The sequence below is a fragment of the Rhizobium sp. IY2 genome (assembly GCF_047532935.1).
In the GTDB taxonomy this organism is placed as follows: Bacteria; Pseudomonadota; Alphaproteobacteria; order Rhizobiales; family Rhizobiaceae; genus Rhizobium; species Rhizobium anhuiense.
Map to the genome: position 1 here is coordinate 34,713 of NZ_JBLKNU010000006.1, position 14,691 is coordinate 49,403.

The following is a 14,691-nucleotide window of genomic DNA, read 5'->3' on the forward strand; positions in this document are numbered from 1 at the left end:
TGAGTAATTGCCCATGAGCAAAGCGAATGCTCACACTCCATCTTCTGGGAGGAAGATATGACATTGAGAACTTTTCTGCTGGGCGCCTGCTCAGCACTGGCGTTTGCCGGCATGGCTTCGGCCGAGACGCTGACAATCGCGACCGTGAACAACGGCGACATGATCCGGATGCAGAAGCTGACGGATGATTTCAAGGCGAAGAATCCCGGCATCGACCTTGAATGGGTAACCCTCGAAGAAAACGTGCTGCGCCAGAAGGTCACGACCGACATCGCGACCAAGGGCGGCCAGTACGACGTCTTGACGATCGGCACCTATGAAGTTCCGATCTGGGCAAAGCAGGGCTGGCTGGTGCCGCTCGACAATCTCGGCGCCAACTATGACGTCGACGACCTGCTGCCGGCCATCCGCAGCGGCTTGACCCTGGACGGCAAGCTCTATGCGGCGCCGTTCTACGGCGAAAGCTCGATGGTCATGTACCGCAAGGACCTGTTCGACGCCGCCGGCCTGAAGATGCCCGACGCCCCGACCTGGGACTTCATTGCCGACGCTGCCCGCAAGATCACCAACAAGGACAAGGAAGTCTACGGCATCTGCCTTCGCGGCAAGGCCGGCTGGGGCGAGAACATGGCCTTCCTGACGGCCATGTCCAACTCCTTCGGCGCTCGTTGGTTCGATGAAAGCTGGAAGCCGCAGTTCGATCAGCCCGAGTGGAAGGACACGCTCGACTTCTATGTCAAGCTGATGAAGGATGCCGGCCCTCCGGGCGCCTCCTCCAACGGCTTCAACGAGAACCTGGCGCTGTTCCAGACCGGCAAGTGCGGCATGTGGATCGATGCGACCGTTGCTGCATCCTTCGTCAGCAACCCGAAGGAATCGACCGTCGCCGACAAGGTCGGCTTCGCGCTCGCTCCGGATAAGGGCCTCGGCAAGCGCGGCAACTGGCTGTGGGCCTGGAGCCTCGCCATCCCGGCAGGTTCGCAGAAGGCCGAAGCGGCCGAGAAGTTCGTCGCCTGGGCCACGAGCAAGGATTACACCAACCTCGTTGCCGAAAAGGAAGGCTGGCTGAATGCACCTCCTGGCACCCGCAGCTCGCTCTATGCGAATGCGGAGTATCAGAAGGCGGCCCCCTTCGCCAAGACGACGCTCGACTCGATCAACTCGGCCGACCCAAGCAAGCCGACTGTCAAGCCGGTCCCCTATGTCGGCGTCCAGTTCGTGGCGATCCCGGAATTCCAGGGCATCGGCACGGCGATCGGTCAGCAGTTCTCGGCAGCCCTTGCCGGCCAGATTTCGGTCGACCAGGCCCTGCAGAGCGCACAGCAGCTCGCCACCCGCGAAATGACCAAGGCCGGCTACATTAAATAAAAGCCTCCCAAGCAAGAGGCGGATCCTTGACAATCCGCCTCTCTGGGCCGCCGATTGCCCGAACTGCATCGGCGGCCTCTTTTTTCAGACAAAGCTGCCTTGCGGCCGCTCCCCGCTTCAGTCCAGATCGGTGATTGCCATGGCGACCTTACATACCCGCTCCGCTGCGCGCCTGATGATTGCGCCCTCCGTGCTGCTGCTCTTTGCGTGGATGATCGTCCCGCTGGCGATGACGATCTATTTCTCGCTGCTGAACTACAATCTGCTCAGCCCCGGCATGGAAAGCTTCGTCGGTTTTCTGAACTACGAATATTTCCTGTCCGACCCGGCCTTTATTGCGGCGCTGATCAACACGCTGCTGCTCGTCGCCGGCGTGCTGTTGATCACCGTCATTGGCGGCATCGCCTTTGCACTGCTGCTCGACCAGCCGATGTACGGCCAGGGCATCGTGCGGATCCTGGTGATCGCGCCGTTCTTCGTCATGCCGACGGTGGCAGCCCTGGTCTGGAAGAACATGTTCATGAACCCGGTCAACGGGTTGTTTGCCCATCTTGCCAAGGCGCTCGGCCTGCAGCCGATCGACTGGCTGGCCAATGTGCCGCTGTTTTCCGTCATTCTCATCGTCGCCTGGCAATGGCTGCCCTTTGCCACCCTCATCATGCTGACGGCGCTGCAGTCGCTCGACGAGGAGCAGAAGGAGGCGGCCGAGATGGACGGCGCCGGGCCGATCTCGAAATTCATCTACATCATCCTGCCGCATATGGCGCGCGCCATCACCGTGGTGATCCTGATCCAGACGATCTTCCTGCTTTCGGTCTTCGCCGAAATCCTCGTCACCACCAATGGCGGGCCGGGTACCGACAGCACCAACCTCACCTATCTCGTCTACGCCCAGGCGCTGCTGCAGTTCGATATCGGTGGCGCATCGGCCGGCGGCATCGTGGCTGTTATCCTCGCCAATATCGTTGCGATCTTCCTCGTGCGCCTCGTCGGCAAGAATCTGGAGGCTTGAGATGGCCAGAAAAGTCACAACGAAGCGCAAGCTCATCGTCACCGCAATCGCCTGGACGCTCGGCATCCTGATCTTCTTCCCGATTCTGTGGACCTTTCTCACCAGCTTCAAGTCGGAAGCCGACGCCATCGCCTCGCCGCCGCAGTTCCTGTTTTTCCATTGGACGACGGAAAACTATGCCGAGGTGCAGAGCCGGTCGAACTATCTCAGCCACTTCATGAACTCGGTGATCATCTCCTTCGGCTCGACGCTGATCGGCCTGATCATCGCCATTCCGGCCGCCTGGGCCATGGCGTTTTCGCCGACCAAGCGGACCAAGGACGTGCTGATGTGGATGCTGTCGACCAAGATGATGCCGCCGGTCGGCGCACTGATCCCGATCTATCTGATGTTCCGCAATTCAGGTCTGCTTGACACGCGCACCGGCCTGGTGATCGTGCTGACGCTGATCAACCTGCCGATCATCGTCTGGATGCTCTACACCTATTTCAAGGAAATCCCCGGCGAGATCCTCGAAGCGGCGCGCATGGACGGGGCATCGCTGATGAAGGAGATCGTCTACGTGCTGACGCCGATGGCGGTGCCCGGCATTGCCTCGACGCTGCTTTTGAACATCATCCTGGCCTGGAACGAGGCGTTCTGGACGCTCAACCTCACCGCTTCGAAGGCGGCGCCGCTGACGGCCTTCATCGCCTCCTATTCCAGCCCCGAGGGCTTGTTCTATGCCAAGCTGTCGGCGGCATCGACGATGGCGATCGCGCCGATCCTGATCCTTGGCTGGTTCAGCCAGAAACAACTCGTCCGCGGCCTGACCTTCGGCGCTGTGAAATAAGATAAAGGGAGAGAAACATGGGCAGCATTACCCTTCAGAAGGTTTCGAAGGTCTTCGGCGAAGCCAAGGTCATCCCGTCGATCGATCTCGACATCAAGGACGGCGAGTTCGTCGTCTTCGTCGGCCCGTCGGGCTGCGGCAAGTCCACCTTGCTTAGGCTGATTGCCGGGCTCGAGGACGTCTCCGGCGGCAAGATCGTCATCGATGGCAGGGACGCCACCGAAAAGGCGCCCTCGGAGCGCGGCCTGGCCATGGTGTTCCAATCCTATGCGCTCTATCCGCATATGAGCGTGCGCAACAACATCGCCTTCCCGCTGAAGATGGCGGGTGTCGACAAGGCGGAGATCGACCGCAAGGTGACGGATGCCGCCCGGGTGCTGAACCTGACCGACTATCTCGAACGCAAGCCGCGCCAGCTGTCCGGCGGCCAGCGCCAGCGCGTGGCGATCGGCCGCGCCATCGTGCGCCAGCCTTCGGCCTTCCTGTTCGACGAACCGCTGTCGAACCTCGATGCGGCACTGCGCGTCAACATGCGCCTTGAAATCAGCGAGTTGCACCAGCAGCTGAAGACGACGATGGTCTACGTCACCCACGACCAGGTCGAGGCGATGACCATGGCCGACAAGATCGTCGTGTTGAACAGGGGCAATATCGAGCAGGTCGGCTCGCCGCTCGAGCTCTATAGCCGCCCGCGCAACCTGTTCGTCGCCGGCTTCATCGGCTCGCCAAAGATGAATTTCATCAAGGGCCAGAATGCGGCCCAGCTCGGAGCCCACACGATCGGTATCCGTCCCGAGCATGTGCTGCTGTCGATGGAGAGCGGCGAATGGAAGGGCAGGGTCGTGGTCGCCGAACATCTCGGCTCCGACACTTTCCTGCATATCGATGCCGAGGGCATCGGCATGGTGACGGCGCGCGGCAGCGGCGATTTCGCGGCCAAGGCGGGCGATACGGTCTATCTGACGCCGGACCGTTCGCGCATCCATAAATTCAACGAGGGCGGCCTTGCCATTTGAGGCAGGCGGCCGGGGGGCAGGCATGCGAGCCGGACGATGACGCCCGGCCGTCTCGGCAAGACCTTCAAGAGGACTGAAACATGACGTGCAAATTATCGCTGGCAACGCTTTCGGATGTGGCCCGCACGGCGGCTATCCCTGGATATGACAGGGCATCGCTGAAAGCTGGCATCGTGCACTTCGGCGTCGGTAATTTCCACCGCGCCCACCAGGCGATCTATCTCGACGATCTCTTCAATGCAGGCACGGATCACAATTGGGCGATCGTCGGCGCCGGCGTGCTGCCGTCGGATGCCGCCATGCGCGAAAAGCTTGCGGCGCAGGATTTCCTGACGACGGTGGTCGAGCAGGACAACAACAAGACGGCGGCGCGCGTTACTGCGCCGATGATCGACATCCTGCCGGTCGGCGATGCGAGCGCCATCATCGCCAGGCTCGCCGATCCCGAGATCCGGATCGTCTCGCTGACGATCACCGAGGGCGGCTATTTCATCGACGCATCGGGCAGGTTCAATCCGGCTCATCCGGCGATCGCTGCCGACGGACAGAATCCCGATGCGCCGAAGACGGTGTTCGGCCTGATCGTCGCCGGCCTGAAGGCGCGCAAGGCCAGGGGCATCGGACCGTTCACCGTCATGTCCTGCGACAACATTCCCCACAACGGCGTCGTCACCGCCAATGCCGTCGTCGGCACGGCCGCACATTCAGACCCTGCCCTTGCCGACTGGATCAGGGCGAATGTCGCCTTCCCGAACGCCATGGTCGATCGCATCACGCCGGCGACCAGCCAGCGTGAGGTCGATTTCCTCCGCGACAATTTTGGGATCGAGGACAATTGGCCGGTTTATTGCGAGGAATTCAAGCAATGGGTGCTGGAGGATAAGTTCACTGCCGGCCGGCCGGCGCTGGAAAAGGTCGGGGTGACCTTCGTTCCCGATGTCACGCCCTACGAGCATATGAAGATCCGTATCCTCAACGGCGGGCATGCCGCGATCGCCTATCCGGCGGCGCTGATGGATATTCATTTCGTTCACGATTCCATGGAAGAGCCGCTGATCCGCGCCTTCCTCGCCAAGCTCGAAAAAGATGAGATCATCCCGATCGTCCCACCGGTGCCGAACACGTCGCTGACGGATTATTTCGCCCTGATTGAGCACCGCCTGCTCAATCCGAAGATTGCCGACACCATTCCGCGACTGGCGCAGGACGGCTCGAACCGCCAGCCGAAATTCATCCTGCCGTCGACGCTCGACAATCTGCATCAGGGCAGGGACGTCGTCGGCCTGGCGCTGGTTTCAGCACTCTGGTGCCGTTATTTCGCCGGCAAGACCGACAGTGGCAAGGATATCGTCTTCAACGACGCCAGTGCCGATCGCCTGCATGCGGCGGCGCTGAAAGCCAAGGACGACCCGTCAGCCTTCCTCGCCTTCGACGATATTTTTGGCGAAGTGGCAAAATCCGAACTTTTCCGCAAGCGTTTCGCCCATGCACTCAAAACCCTGTGGGAAAAGGGCACGCGGGAGACGCTGCAACTCTATCTCGACGGCAAGCTCGCAGTGTAAGGGAATGGGATGGCGGCACGCTGTTGTCGCCATCCATCCGGCCTTGCGAGCAAAGCGGGACGGTCATGCGTCCGAATTGAACTCAGGTTGGGTCTTCCATGGCTGATGCTGAAACACGGCTGGTCATCTTCGATTGCGATGGCGTGCTTGTCGACAGCGAGCCGATTTCGATCAGCGTGCTCGTCGGCGCCATGAACGATCTCGGCGTCTCGATCACCGAGGACCAGGCCTATGAGCGGTTTCTCGGCCGTAGCCTGTCGACCCTCATCGATACGCTCGAAACCGAATTCAACGTCCATGCCGGCGAGGAATTCCTCGAGCGCATCCGCACCGATCTCTATGCCCGTTTCCGCACCGAGTTGAAGCCGATAGAGGGTGTCGCCGCGACGATCGACGGACTTGGCGTGCCCTGTTGCGTTGCCTCGTCCAGCCAGATGGAGCGAATCCGCCTGTCGCTGTCGGTGACCGGACTTCTGGGCAAGCTGCCCGACATCTTCAGCGCGACGATGGTCAAGCGCGGCAAACCGGCGCCCGATCTTTTCCTGCATGCGGCGCGTGAAATGCGGGTCGAGCCGGCACATTGCCTTGTCGTCGAGGACAGCCCGGCCGGTATTGCTGCCGCCAAGGCGGCGGGCATGACGGTCTTCGCCTTCACCGGTGGGTCCCACGCCAATTTCGCCGGATACCGCGCCGAACTCGATCGTCTTTCGCCTGAGGTGGTGTTTGACGCCATGCCGGATTTGATACACCTTGTCCGCAACCATAAGCTGGACGGGACCAAGATTTGATGCGTGATCATGTGGTTGCGGTGGATATCGGCACGGGCAGTGCGCGCGCCGGCGTCTTCGACGCACGCGGCCGCCTGCTCGCCAAATCCGAACATCCGATCGTGATGAACCGGCCGCGTGAAAACCATGCCGAGCACGATTCCGAAGATATCTGGTCGGCCGCCTGCACGGCAGTGCGCAGGGCGATGGAGCAATCCGGCATCGCCGCCGCCTCGGTTGGAGCGATCGGCTTCGACGCCACCTGTTCGCTGGTGGTCCGCGACGTCGAGGGCCATCAGCTCAGCGTTTCCACCGGCGGCGAGCGGCGTTTCGACACGATCGTCTGGCTCGATCACCGGGCACTGAAGGAAGCCGACTTCTGCACGGCGACGGAGCACAGGGTGCTCGAACATTCCGGGCATGTGATGTCGCCCGAGATGGAAATGCCGAAGCTGATGTGGTTGAAGAAGAAGCTGCCGGCCACATGGGAAAAGGCCGGCTACTTTTTCGATCTCGCCGATTTCATGACGTGGAAATCGACCGGTTCGCCTGCCCGTTCACGCTGCACGCTGACGGCGAAATGGAATTATCTCGCGCATCTCGAAAAGGGCTGGCAGCAGGATTTCCTGGAGCGGATCGGCCTCGAGGACCTTCATGCGCGCGGCCATCTGCCGGACGAGACCACGCCTGTCGGAGACAGTGTCGGGCAGTTGACACCGGAAGCGGCGGAAGCGCTGGGGCTGACGACGGATTGCCATGTTGCTGCCGGGATGATCGACGCTTATGCGGGTGCACTGGGCGCGCTCGGCGGCTATGCCGCCGATCCTGTAAAACGCGAGCACCAGCTGGCGCTGATTGCCGGAACGTCGAGCTGCATCGTTACCTTCTCCCGGGAACGCAAGCCGAGCCATGGCATGTGGGGGCCCTATTACGAGGCTGTCTTCCCGCAATCCTGGCTGGTGGAGGCCGGGCAATCGGCGACCGGCGCGCTGCTCGACCACATCGTGCGTATGCATGCGGCCGGCGGCGAGCCGACGGCGGCGCTGCATCAGAGGATCGTCGCGCGCATCGCCGAATTGAGGGCCGAGGAGGGCGATGCCTTCGGTGCGCGGATTTTCGTGCTGCCGGATTTCCATGGCAACCGCTCGCCGCTCGCCGATCCGCATGCCGTCGGCGTCGTCAGCGGGCTGACGCTCGATACGTCCTTCGACGGGCTCTGCGCGCTCTATTGGCGCTCTGCGGTGGGGATTGCCCTCGGGATCCGCCATATCCTGGAAATGATGAAGGAATACGGCTACATGCCCGATACTCTGCATATTGCCGGCGGGCATGTGAAGAACCCGGTGCTGATGGAGCTTTATAGCGATGCGACCGGCTGCAAGGTCGTGGTGCCGAAAATGAACGAGGCGGTGCTGCTCGGCACGGCGGTCGCCGCATCCGTCGCCTGCGGTTTGTACAAGGATCTGGCGGCGGCCGGCGAGGCGATGTATCCAGGCGGCGACGAACGGCTTCCCGACAAGGCGAAACAGGCGCTCTACGACCGCGACTACCGCCGTCTTCTCGCCATGCACCGCCACCGCGCCGAACTGGAAACGATGCTATAGGGCGCCGCTCGTCTTTTGAGACGCGCTAAGGACGTCAGTGGTTTGCGGCCTCGCCGAGCACGGTCGCGAATTCCATCATGCGGCGACGGCGAAGGGCCGCTTCTTCTCCGACTTCGAGGATAACGGATTCCGACAGGCAATCGAGCAGGGCGATCAGCGGCGGAAGGTTGTCGAGATCGGGCGCGCGCGCTGGCGGCAAGGGCAGCATGACGTTCGACTGGTCCGCCATCCAGTCCGCCTGTTGCGGCGAAATGAGCACGACCTTATAGCCGTAGCGCCGCGCCGTCCTGGCCAGCAGTCGCGCCTTGGCGAAGCGGCGACAGTCGATAATGACAAGCAGCGCGTCATCGACCGCCAGCCGGGCGAAGAGCTCGGCAAAACGGTTGTCGGCGGCGTCGAGCGTGCGCACGCCGTCGCGGGCCTGTGTCAGCCGCTGGCAGAAATGATTGGCGAGGCTCGCGAGCCGCGCATGCGTGGCGATTGATACTTCTCGGGCCGTGCTGATCAAGCCGACGGCTTCTGACCAATGCGGCTGCGCCGTCAGATGATAGATATGATGGAGCGCCTGGATCTGTTCGGCAACCAGCACGGCGAGCGGTTTGCCCTCCGCGGCGTCCTGATGCAGCTCGCTCATGGCGCTCTGCAATTGCGCCGGCGATGTGGTCACGGTCTCGCGAATCTCGACCTTGACGCTGTCCAACCCTTGATAGCCGAGCGCGCGCAGGAACCGGCCGACGGTCATCGGCGAGAGATCCAGCCTGTCAGCGACGGATGCAGCTGTCTCGAACGGCAGGTCATTCAGGTGTTCGGTGAAATATTTCGCGATACGGCGTTCGGCTGGTGTGCCGTTTTTTGCGTATTGCCTGAGTTTTTGCACAAAGTCTTCCACATCGGCCTCCCCGTCTTCCCTCAGAGGCGTTCCGTGGATGCGCTGTTGCGACCCCTTGTCTTTGCAACTATTTCGGAAGCTGCTTCTCAGGCCCGTGCGTATTTCATATACGTCACAATATTATATTAGTATTTAGTTTTCGACAAGTTTTCTATTACTGCATGTAATTTTATTCTCTTGTCGGCGACCCCCACCTTTCCTACATCTTGCGCGCAACCGGAGACGCCTGAGACATGATTCTTGACGCCGCTCGACTATCGCTCACCAATCTCTTCGCGGCGGAAACGCGCTCGGTCTTCTGGAAGGTGCTCGGCCTGACGATTCTCGTGCTCGTCGGCCTCTGGTTTGCGCTGCGCGGGGCCTTCATGGCCTTTCTCTTTCCATGGCTCACGAGCTTCTTTCCCGATGTGCCGGATTGGGCGGGGTGGTTCGCTTTCGTCTTCGCGATCCTTGCCGGTATCGGCCTCGCCCTGATGCTGGCGCTGTTGCTTTCCCCGGTCACGGCGCTGATCGCCGGCCTGTTTCTCGACGATGTCGCCGACGTCATCGAAAAACGCGACTATCCCGGGGATGCGCCGGGCACCGCCATGCCGCTCGGTCCGGCGATGGCAAGCTCGATCAAGTTCCTCGGCGTGGTGATCCTCGGCAATATCGTCGCCTTGCTGCTGCTGTTCATCCCCGGGGTCAATCTGGTCGCGTTCTTTCTGGTGAACGGCTATCTGCTCGGACGGGAATTCTTCGAATTCGCCGCCATGCGATTCCGTTCGCCTGAGGAGGCACGGCTCTTCCGCGCCAAGCATGCTTCCACCGTCTTTCTCGGCGGGCTGGTGATCGCCCTTTTCCTGGCGATCCCCTTCGTCAATCTTCTGACGCCGCTCTTTGCCGCCGGCATGATGGTGCATCTGCACAAGCTGGTTTCCGCCAGGGATGTCGCGTTGCACCACCCCTGAGGCTCAGCCGGGCAGGGCGGCGGTGTCGTACATCGCCGCGAATTCGGCGCTCGGCGGGATCGGCTTGATGATGTCGATCAGGACGCCGTTCGGATCTGCGGTGATGAAATGCCGCTGGCCGAAATCCTCGTCACGGATCTCTCTCAGTATAGGCAGGCCGGCGCTCCGGCAGGCGGCATAGATCGGATCGACGTCGGCGACCTCGAAATTGAGGAGCAGGCCGGACACCCTGCCGCGGGCCATGGCCGGGATGGTTTCGTGGCTGCCGTCAAGGATGGCAAGCGCGATATGCTCTTTCTCTATCGATTGCAAGTGAACGTACCAGTCGCTTTCGAACAGCGCCTTGAAGCCGAAATGCCTGCAATAGAAGCTGGCAGTGCCGGCGACATCGCCAGTCATGATGACAGGATAATAGCTCGTCGATTTCATCTTTTTCCTCCATCTTTCCATTTACATGCATTCTGTATGTTTTTCCATTAGCATACATTCTGTTTGTATGTAAAGAAAACGCATGAGCCGCAGCAATCGCGAGAGAACGGAACAGACGAGGCAGGCGCTGATCGATGCCGGTCGGCGTCTTTTCGTCGAGAAGGGTTATGCCGAGACCGCGACGCCGGAGATCGTGGCGGCGGCGGGTGTGACGCGAGGCGCGCTCTATCATCATTTTGAAGACAAGAAGGCGCTTTTTCGCGCGGTGATCGAATGCGAGGCGCGCGCAGTGGCCGGGACGATCGAGGCGCATTCGGCGTCGCACGACGCGCCGCGTGCCGCGCTGATCGCCGGTGCCTCGGCCTATTTCGACGCGATGATGGCAGAAGGGCGCACACGGCTGCTGCTGATCGAGGCGCCTGCCGTTCTCGGCCTGCCGGCGACCGCGACGATCGACGCAGAAAATGCGGAAGCGACGCTGCGGGCAGGGCTTGCAGCCATGCTTCCGCAAGCCGGTGCTATGCTCGCACCGCTGACCTTGCTGCTATCGGCAGCCTTTGACCGCGCGGCGATCGCGATCGAGGCGGGCGGGGAAAGGCGGGAATACGAGCAGGCGATCGCTGTTCTACTCGACGGCCTCGCCGATCACCTGCGGCGGTAGCGTGACCAGCGCCGCCGGTATATCCGAACTCTTCTCCGGCGACTTACAGAGATCGGCGATGATACAGCGTTCGCATTCGGGGCGGCGCGCCTTGCAGGTGTAGCGGCCATGCAAGATCAGCCAGTGATGAGCGTGATAGAGGTAATGTTTCGGGATCACCTTCATCAGCCGTGCCTCGACCTCATCGGGCGTCTTGCCGGGGGCGAGCCTGATGCGGTTGGCGATGCGGAAGATGTGCGTATCGACGGCCATCGTCGCCTGGCCGAAGGCCATGGAAAGCACGACATTGGCGGTCTTGCGGCCGACGCCCGGCAATCTGACCAACTCCTCGCGCGTCTCAGGCACCTTGCCGCCGAATTGCTCGACCAGCATCTGTGAGAGCGCGATGACGTTTTTCGCCTTGTTGCGATAGAGGCCGATCGTCCTGATATAGTCGCGCAGCCGTTCCTCGCCGAGATCGAGCATCTTTTCCGGCGTATCGGCAATCCTGAAGAGCGCGCGTGTCGCCTTGTTGACGCCGACATCGGTCGCCTGCGCCGAAAGTGCCACGGCGACGACGAGTGTGAAGGCGTTGGTGTGTTCGAGCTCGCCTCTCGGTTCCGGCCGCTGAACGGAGAAGCGGCGGAAGATCTCCTCGCGCTCGGCCAGTGAATAGACCGTGCGCACCGCTGCCGCCGGTTTGCGGCGGGCGATCACATTCGCACCCTGAGGCATCTTGGTAACGGATTTGAGTTTCGGATTTGCCATGGAAACTCTATACTCAGCAGCCATGATGGAAAGCAACGCCGACAGCTCCAACGAGCAGCCTGTTTTCGCCGCCGAGCTCTTTCCCCACCGGTCACTTGGCCGTCGGGGCTTCAAGGTGCTGCTTGCTTTGTCCGGCGCCGTCTGCTTCCTCTACGGCATGTTCTTCGTCGTGACAGGCGCCTGGCCGATCGGCTTCTTCTTCGGACTGGATTTCGTGCTTTTGTACGGCGCCTTCTGGCTGAATTACCGCTCCGGGAAAGCGCGCGAACAGGTGACGGTGTCGCGCATGGACGTGTCGGTGCGCAAGTTTGCACCATCGGGACGGATGGTGGAGCATCATTTCAATCCGTTCTGGGCGCGTTTCCTCGTTCGCCGGCACCAGGAGATCGGCATCCTCTCCATGCATATCTTCGGCGAGGGGCGGCGCACGGATATCGGATCCTTCCTCAATCCCGACGATCGGGAAAGCTTCGCCAAGGCCTTCAAGGGCGCACTCGCGACGGTCAAGCAGCGGATCTGAGACTATCCGGCGGATGCGCAAGAATCGGGTGGTTTGCTCACCCCCTATTGACTATCTCCTTGTGACAAGGAGAAAGACGATGAATATGATTGCCAACCTTCAGACAGACATCACGCCTGACGGCCCTGATTATGACATTGTCCGTCGGGTAATCGAACTCATCACCGAGGATTACCGCGATCAGCCTTCGCTGGAGGCGATCGCGGCGCGGCTCAACCAGTCGCCGACCCAGCTGCAAAAGACCTTCACCCGCTGGGCCGGCCTGTCGCCCAAGGGCTTCCTGCAGGCGGTGACGCTCGACCATGCCAAGCGGCTGCTGCGTAGCGAAGACATGCCGTTGCTCGAGACGTCGATCGAGGTCGGCCTCTCCGGGCCGAGCCGCCTGCACGACCTTTTCGTCACCCATGAGGCGATGTCGCCCGGCGAATGGAAGGCCAAGGGTGGCGGCCTCACCATCCGCTACGGCTTCCACATCTGCCCCTTCGGTGTCGCGCTGATCATGGTGACCGACCGCGGCCTTGCCGGCCTTGCCTTCAGCGATTCCGGCGACGAGAAGGCCTGCCTCGAGGATATGACCTGCCGCTGGCCGAACGCCTCTTATGTCGAAGACCTGCAGGCGACGGTTCCCTATGCGGCCCGCATCTTCGAACCCGGCAAATGGTCCTCGGAGCAGCCGCTGCGCGTCGTGCTGATCGGCACGGACTTCCAGGTGCGCGTCTGGCAGAGCCTGCTGAAGATCCCGTTCGGCAAGGCCGTGACCTATTCCGATATCGCCAACGATATCGGCCGGCCGACGGCGCAGCGCGCCGTCGGTGCGGCGGTGGGGGCTAACCCGATCTCCTTCGTGGTGCCATGCCATCGGGCGCTCGGCAAGAACGGCGCATTGACGGGCTACCATTGGGGCCTCACCCGCAAACGGGCGATGCTCGGCTGGGAATCGGCGCACGCCTGATGGCTTCCCGGGCGGAGCGGCGGGCCGTTCAACCCCCGACCCGTTCGTCTTGCTCCGCTCGCTATCGCTCCTGCGCTTCTCCCCACTGGGGAGAAGGCGCGGACGGCGATGTCTCCGCCAGTTCCAGCAATGCCCGTGCAGCCCTTTCGTCGGTGATCAGCGTATTGCAGCCAATGCGCTTGATCGTGGCGCGGATCGCCACGGCCCGATGAGCGCCGCCGGAAGAGAGCACGATATGTTTGGCCTCCTTCAGCGTGTCGAGATCGACGGACATGACGCGCCGATTGATCGAGTGGTCGACCGAATTGCCGTCCTTGTCGAGGAAGTTGAACATGGTGTCGCAGACGCAGCCAGCATCGATCAGTTCCTGCAACTCGGCCTTGGAGATCCAGCCCTCCGACAGTGAGGTCGAATGCGGGCCGATATCGCCGCAGCTGACGATCGCCAGATCGAGGTTCTCGGCGAGACGATAGATCGTGTCCAGCCCGCATTTTTCGATCAGATTGCGCTTGGTCTCGATGGAATCGACGAGAAGCGGCGCCAGGAACATGTAGCATTCGGCGCCGAGCTGATTTGCCAGCCGCCATGTGTAGTCGATCGGGTTGGTCTGGTGCACGGCGACGATGCCGCCAAGCAGCGACACGACCTTGCAATTGGTGCGGCGCGGCGGCCGGAAGCTTGACAGCGAGGCGGTCATGGTGCGGCCCCAGCCGACGCCGATCGTATAGTCGTCGGGAATGGCTTCGGAGAGGAACTGGCCAAGCGCCAGGCCGACATTTTTCGCCAGCGAATTCACATCACAGCTGATCGGTGCGGGTACGACGATCGCCTCGTCGAGGCCGTAGGCGCGCTCCAGCTTCACCGAAAGTTCAACGCAATCGCCGATCGAATCGTTGATCCAGATCTGGACTTCGCTGCGTTTCATCGCCTCGTCGAGCAGGCGGATCACGGTGGTGCGGCTGATGCCGAGCTGTTCGGCCACGTCTTTCTGGGTGAGGCCCTCGTTATAATAGAGCCATGCCGCCCTCAGCCGCAGCGAGGATGCTTCGGAATAGGCCGTGTGCGTGCCGCGTTTGAGCTTGACCACATCTCCTCCGCAGGATGCCCGCCTCAATCCCCCATGGGATGAAGGGCCGTAACGACGCTTTTGTTGGGGGATAATGACGGGTGTGACACTTATGTCAATTGAAATGCACAAATGTCCTTGACTTTTCCTTGGGTGAGTGGCGATAGTCCGGGTGACACAAGTCGTTCTTGTCCGTCGAGGAGGACATAGTGCGGGCATGCCGAAAGTCACGACCGGCCTTCCAGCCGCAGGCGGCATCGCTTGCGTTCGAGCCGTCGTTCGTTGGCGGCTGGAACACGGCGACTGTCCTTCACGT

At 61.5% G+C, this 14,691-nt stretch carries 15 protein-coding genes; 11 read left to right on the plus strand and 4 right to left on the minus strand.

Annotation, left to right across the window (positions count from 1 at the left end; genetic code table 11):
• The first annotated feature begins 57 nt into the window (after nt 1–57).
• The 7 genes from ACMUVN_RS19555 to ACMUVN_RS19585 all read left to right on the plus strand — a co-directional run bounded on the left by ACMUVN_RS19555 (nt 58) and on the right by ACMUVN_RS19585 (nt 8,161).
• The gene (locus ACMUVN_RS19555; protein ID WP_047616219.1) at nt 58–1,368 is read left to right on the plus strand and encodes an ABC transporter substrate-binding protein; all 1,311 of its coding nucleotides are present in this window, start codon (nt 58–60) and stop codon (nt 1,366–1,368) included.
• Nucleotides 1,369–1,507: 139 nt separating this feature from the next.
• On the plus strand, nt 1,508–2,380 hold the full coding sequence (locus tag ACMUVN_RS19560) for a carbohydrate ABC transporter permease (RefSeq protein WP_047616221.1): 873 nt from the start codon (nt 1,508–1,510) through the stop codon (nt 2,378–2,380).
• A 1-nt stretch (nt 2,381) separates the two neighbouring features.
• Complete coding sequence (locus ACMUVN_RS19565) at nt 2,382–3,212, plus strand: carbohydrate ABC transporter permease (RefSeq protein ID WP_018483649.1); 831 nt, start codon at nt 2,382–2,384, stop codon at nt 3,210–3,212.
• Nucleotides 3,213–3,229: 17 nt separating this feature from the next.
• Complete coding sequence (locus ACMUVN_RS19570; RefSeq protein WP_132575802.1) at nt 3,230–4,228, plus strand: ABC transporter ATP-binding protein; 999 nt, start codon at nt 3,230–3,232, stop codon at nt 4,226–4,228.
• Between the two features lie 80 nt (nt 4,229–4,308).
• Nucleotides 4,309–5,790 carry a mannitol dehydrogenase family protein gene (locus ACMUVN_RS19575; RefSeq protein WP_132575804.1) on the plus strand — a complete coding sequence of 494 codons (1,482 nt, stop codon included), beginning with the start codon at nt 4,309–4,311 and terminating at the stop codon, nt 5,788–5,790.
• 98 nt (nt 5,791–5,888) lie between these two features.
• Complete coding sequence (locus ACMUVN_RS19580) at nt 5,889–6,578, plus strand: HAD family hydrolase (RefSeq protein ID WP_047616227.1); 690 nt, start codon at nt 5,889–5,891, stop codon at nt 6,576–6,578.
• Nucleotides 6,578–8,161 (plus strand): FGGY-family carbohydrate kinase, encoded by a 1,584-nt coding sequence (locus ACMUVN_RS19585; protein WP_132575806.1) that lies wholly within the window; start codon nt 6,578–6,580, stop codon nt 8,159–8,161. Before ACMUVN_RS19580 ends, ACMUVN_RS19585 begins: the two co-directional genes overlap by 1 nt.
• A 34-nt stretch (nt 8,162–8,195) precedes the next feature.
• Here ACMUVN_RS19585 and ACMUVN_RS19590 read toward each other — a convergent pair whose 3' ends face one another.
• Nucleotides 8,196–9,050, minus strand: a complete 855-nt coding sequence (locus tag ACMUVN_RS19590) for a MurR/RpiR family transcriptional regulator (protein ID WP_047616230.1) — start codon at nt 9,048–9,050, stop codon at nt 8,196–8,198.
• Between the two features lie 233 nt (nt 9,051–9,283).
• Between ACMUVN_RS19590 and ACMUVN_RS19595 the strand changes: the two genes are divergently transcribed.
• Nucleotides 9,284–10,000 carry a sulfate transporter family protein gene (locus ACMUVN_RS19595; RefSeq protein ID WP_047616669.1) on the plus strand — a complete coding sequence of 239 codons (717 nt, stop codon included), beginning with the start codon at nt 9,284–9,286 and terminating at the stop codon, nt 9,998–10,000.
• A 3-nt stretch (nt 10,001–10,003) separates the two neighbouring features.
• On the opposite strand, the gene ACMUVN_RS19600 is transcribed toward ACMUVN_RS19595, so the two are convergent.
• Nucleotides 10,004–10,429 carry a VOC family protein gene (locus ACMUVN_RS19600; protein ID WP_047616788.1) on the minus strand — a complete coding sequence of 142 codons (426 nt, stop codon included), beginning with the start codon at nt 10,427–10,429 and terminating at the stop codon, nt 10,004–10,006.
• An 82-nt stretch (nt 10,430–10,511) separates the two neighbouring features.
• Between ACMUVN_RS19600 and ACMUVN_RS19605 the strand changes: the two genes are divergently transcribed.
• Nucleotides 10,512–11,090, plus strand: coding sequence for a TetR family transcriptional regulator (locus ACMUVN_RS19605; RefSeq protein ID WP_047616671.1), 579 nt, complete (start codon nt 10,512–10,514; stop codon nt 11,088–11,090).
• Here ACMUVN_RS19605 and nth read toward each other — a convergent pair.
• Complete coding sequence (gene nth, locus ACMUVN_RS19610) at nt 11,055–11,861, minus strand: endonuclease III (protein WP_174824461.1); 807 nt, start codon at nt 11,859–11,861, stop codon at nt 11,055–11,057. The two genes, ACMUVN_RS19605 and nth, sit on opposite strands and share 36 nt — an antisense overlap.
• Between nth and ACMUVN_RS19615 the strand changes: the two genes are divergently transcribed.
• Both ACMUVN_RS19615 and ACMUVN_RS19620 read left to right on the plus strand, forming a co-directional pair.
• Nucleotides 11,860–12,357 carry a DUF2244 domain-containing protein gene (locus ACMUVN_RS19615; protein ID WP_047616676.1) on the plus strand — a complete coding sequence of 166 codons (498 nt, stop codon included), beginning with the start codon at nt 11,860–11,862 and terminating at the stop codon, nt 12,355–12,357. The two genes, nth and ACMUVN_RS19615, sit on opposite strands and share 2 nt — an antisense overlap.
• Nucleotides 12,358–12,436: 79 nt before the next feature.
• Entirely contained in the window at nt 12,437–13,309 is an 873-nt protein-coding gene (locus ACMUVN_RS19620) for a methylated-DNA--[protein]-cysteine S-methyltransferase (protein ID WP_047616239.1), read from the plus strand.
• Between the two features lie 61 nt (nt 13,310–13,370).
• On the opposite strand, the gene ACMUVN_RS19625 is transcribed toward ACMUVN_RS19620, so the two are convergent.
• Nucleotides 13,371–14,396 carry a sugar-binding transcriptional regulator gene (locus tag ACMUVN_RS19625; protein WP_063475277.1) on the minus strand — a complete coding sequence of 342 codons (1,026 nt, stop codon included), beginning with the start codon at nt 14,394–14,396 and terminating at the stop codon, nt 13,371–13,373.
• Nucleotides 14,397–14,691: the final 295 nt, after the last annotated feature.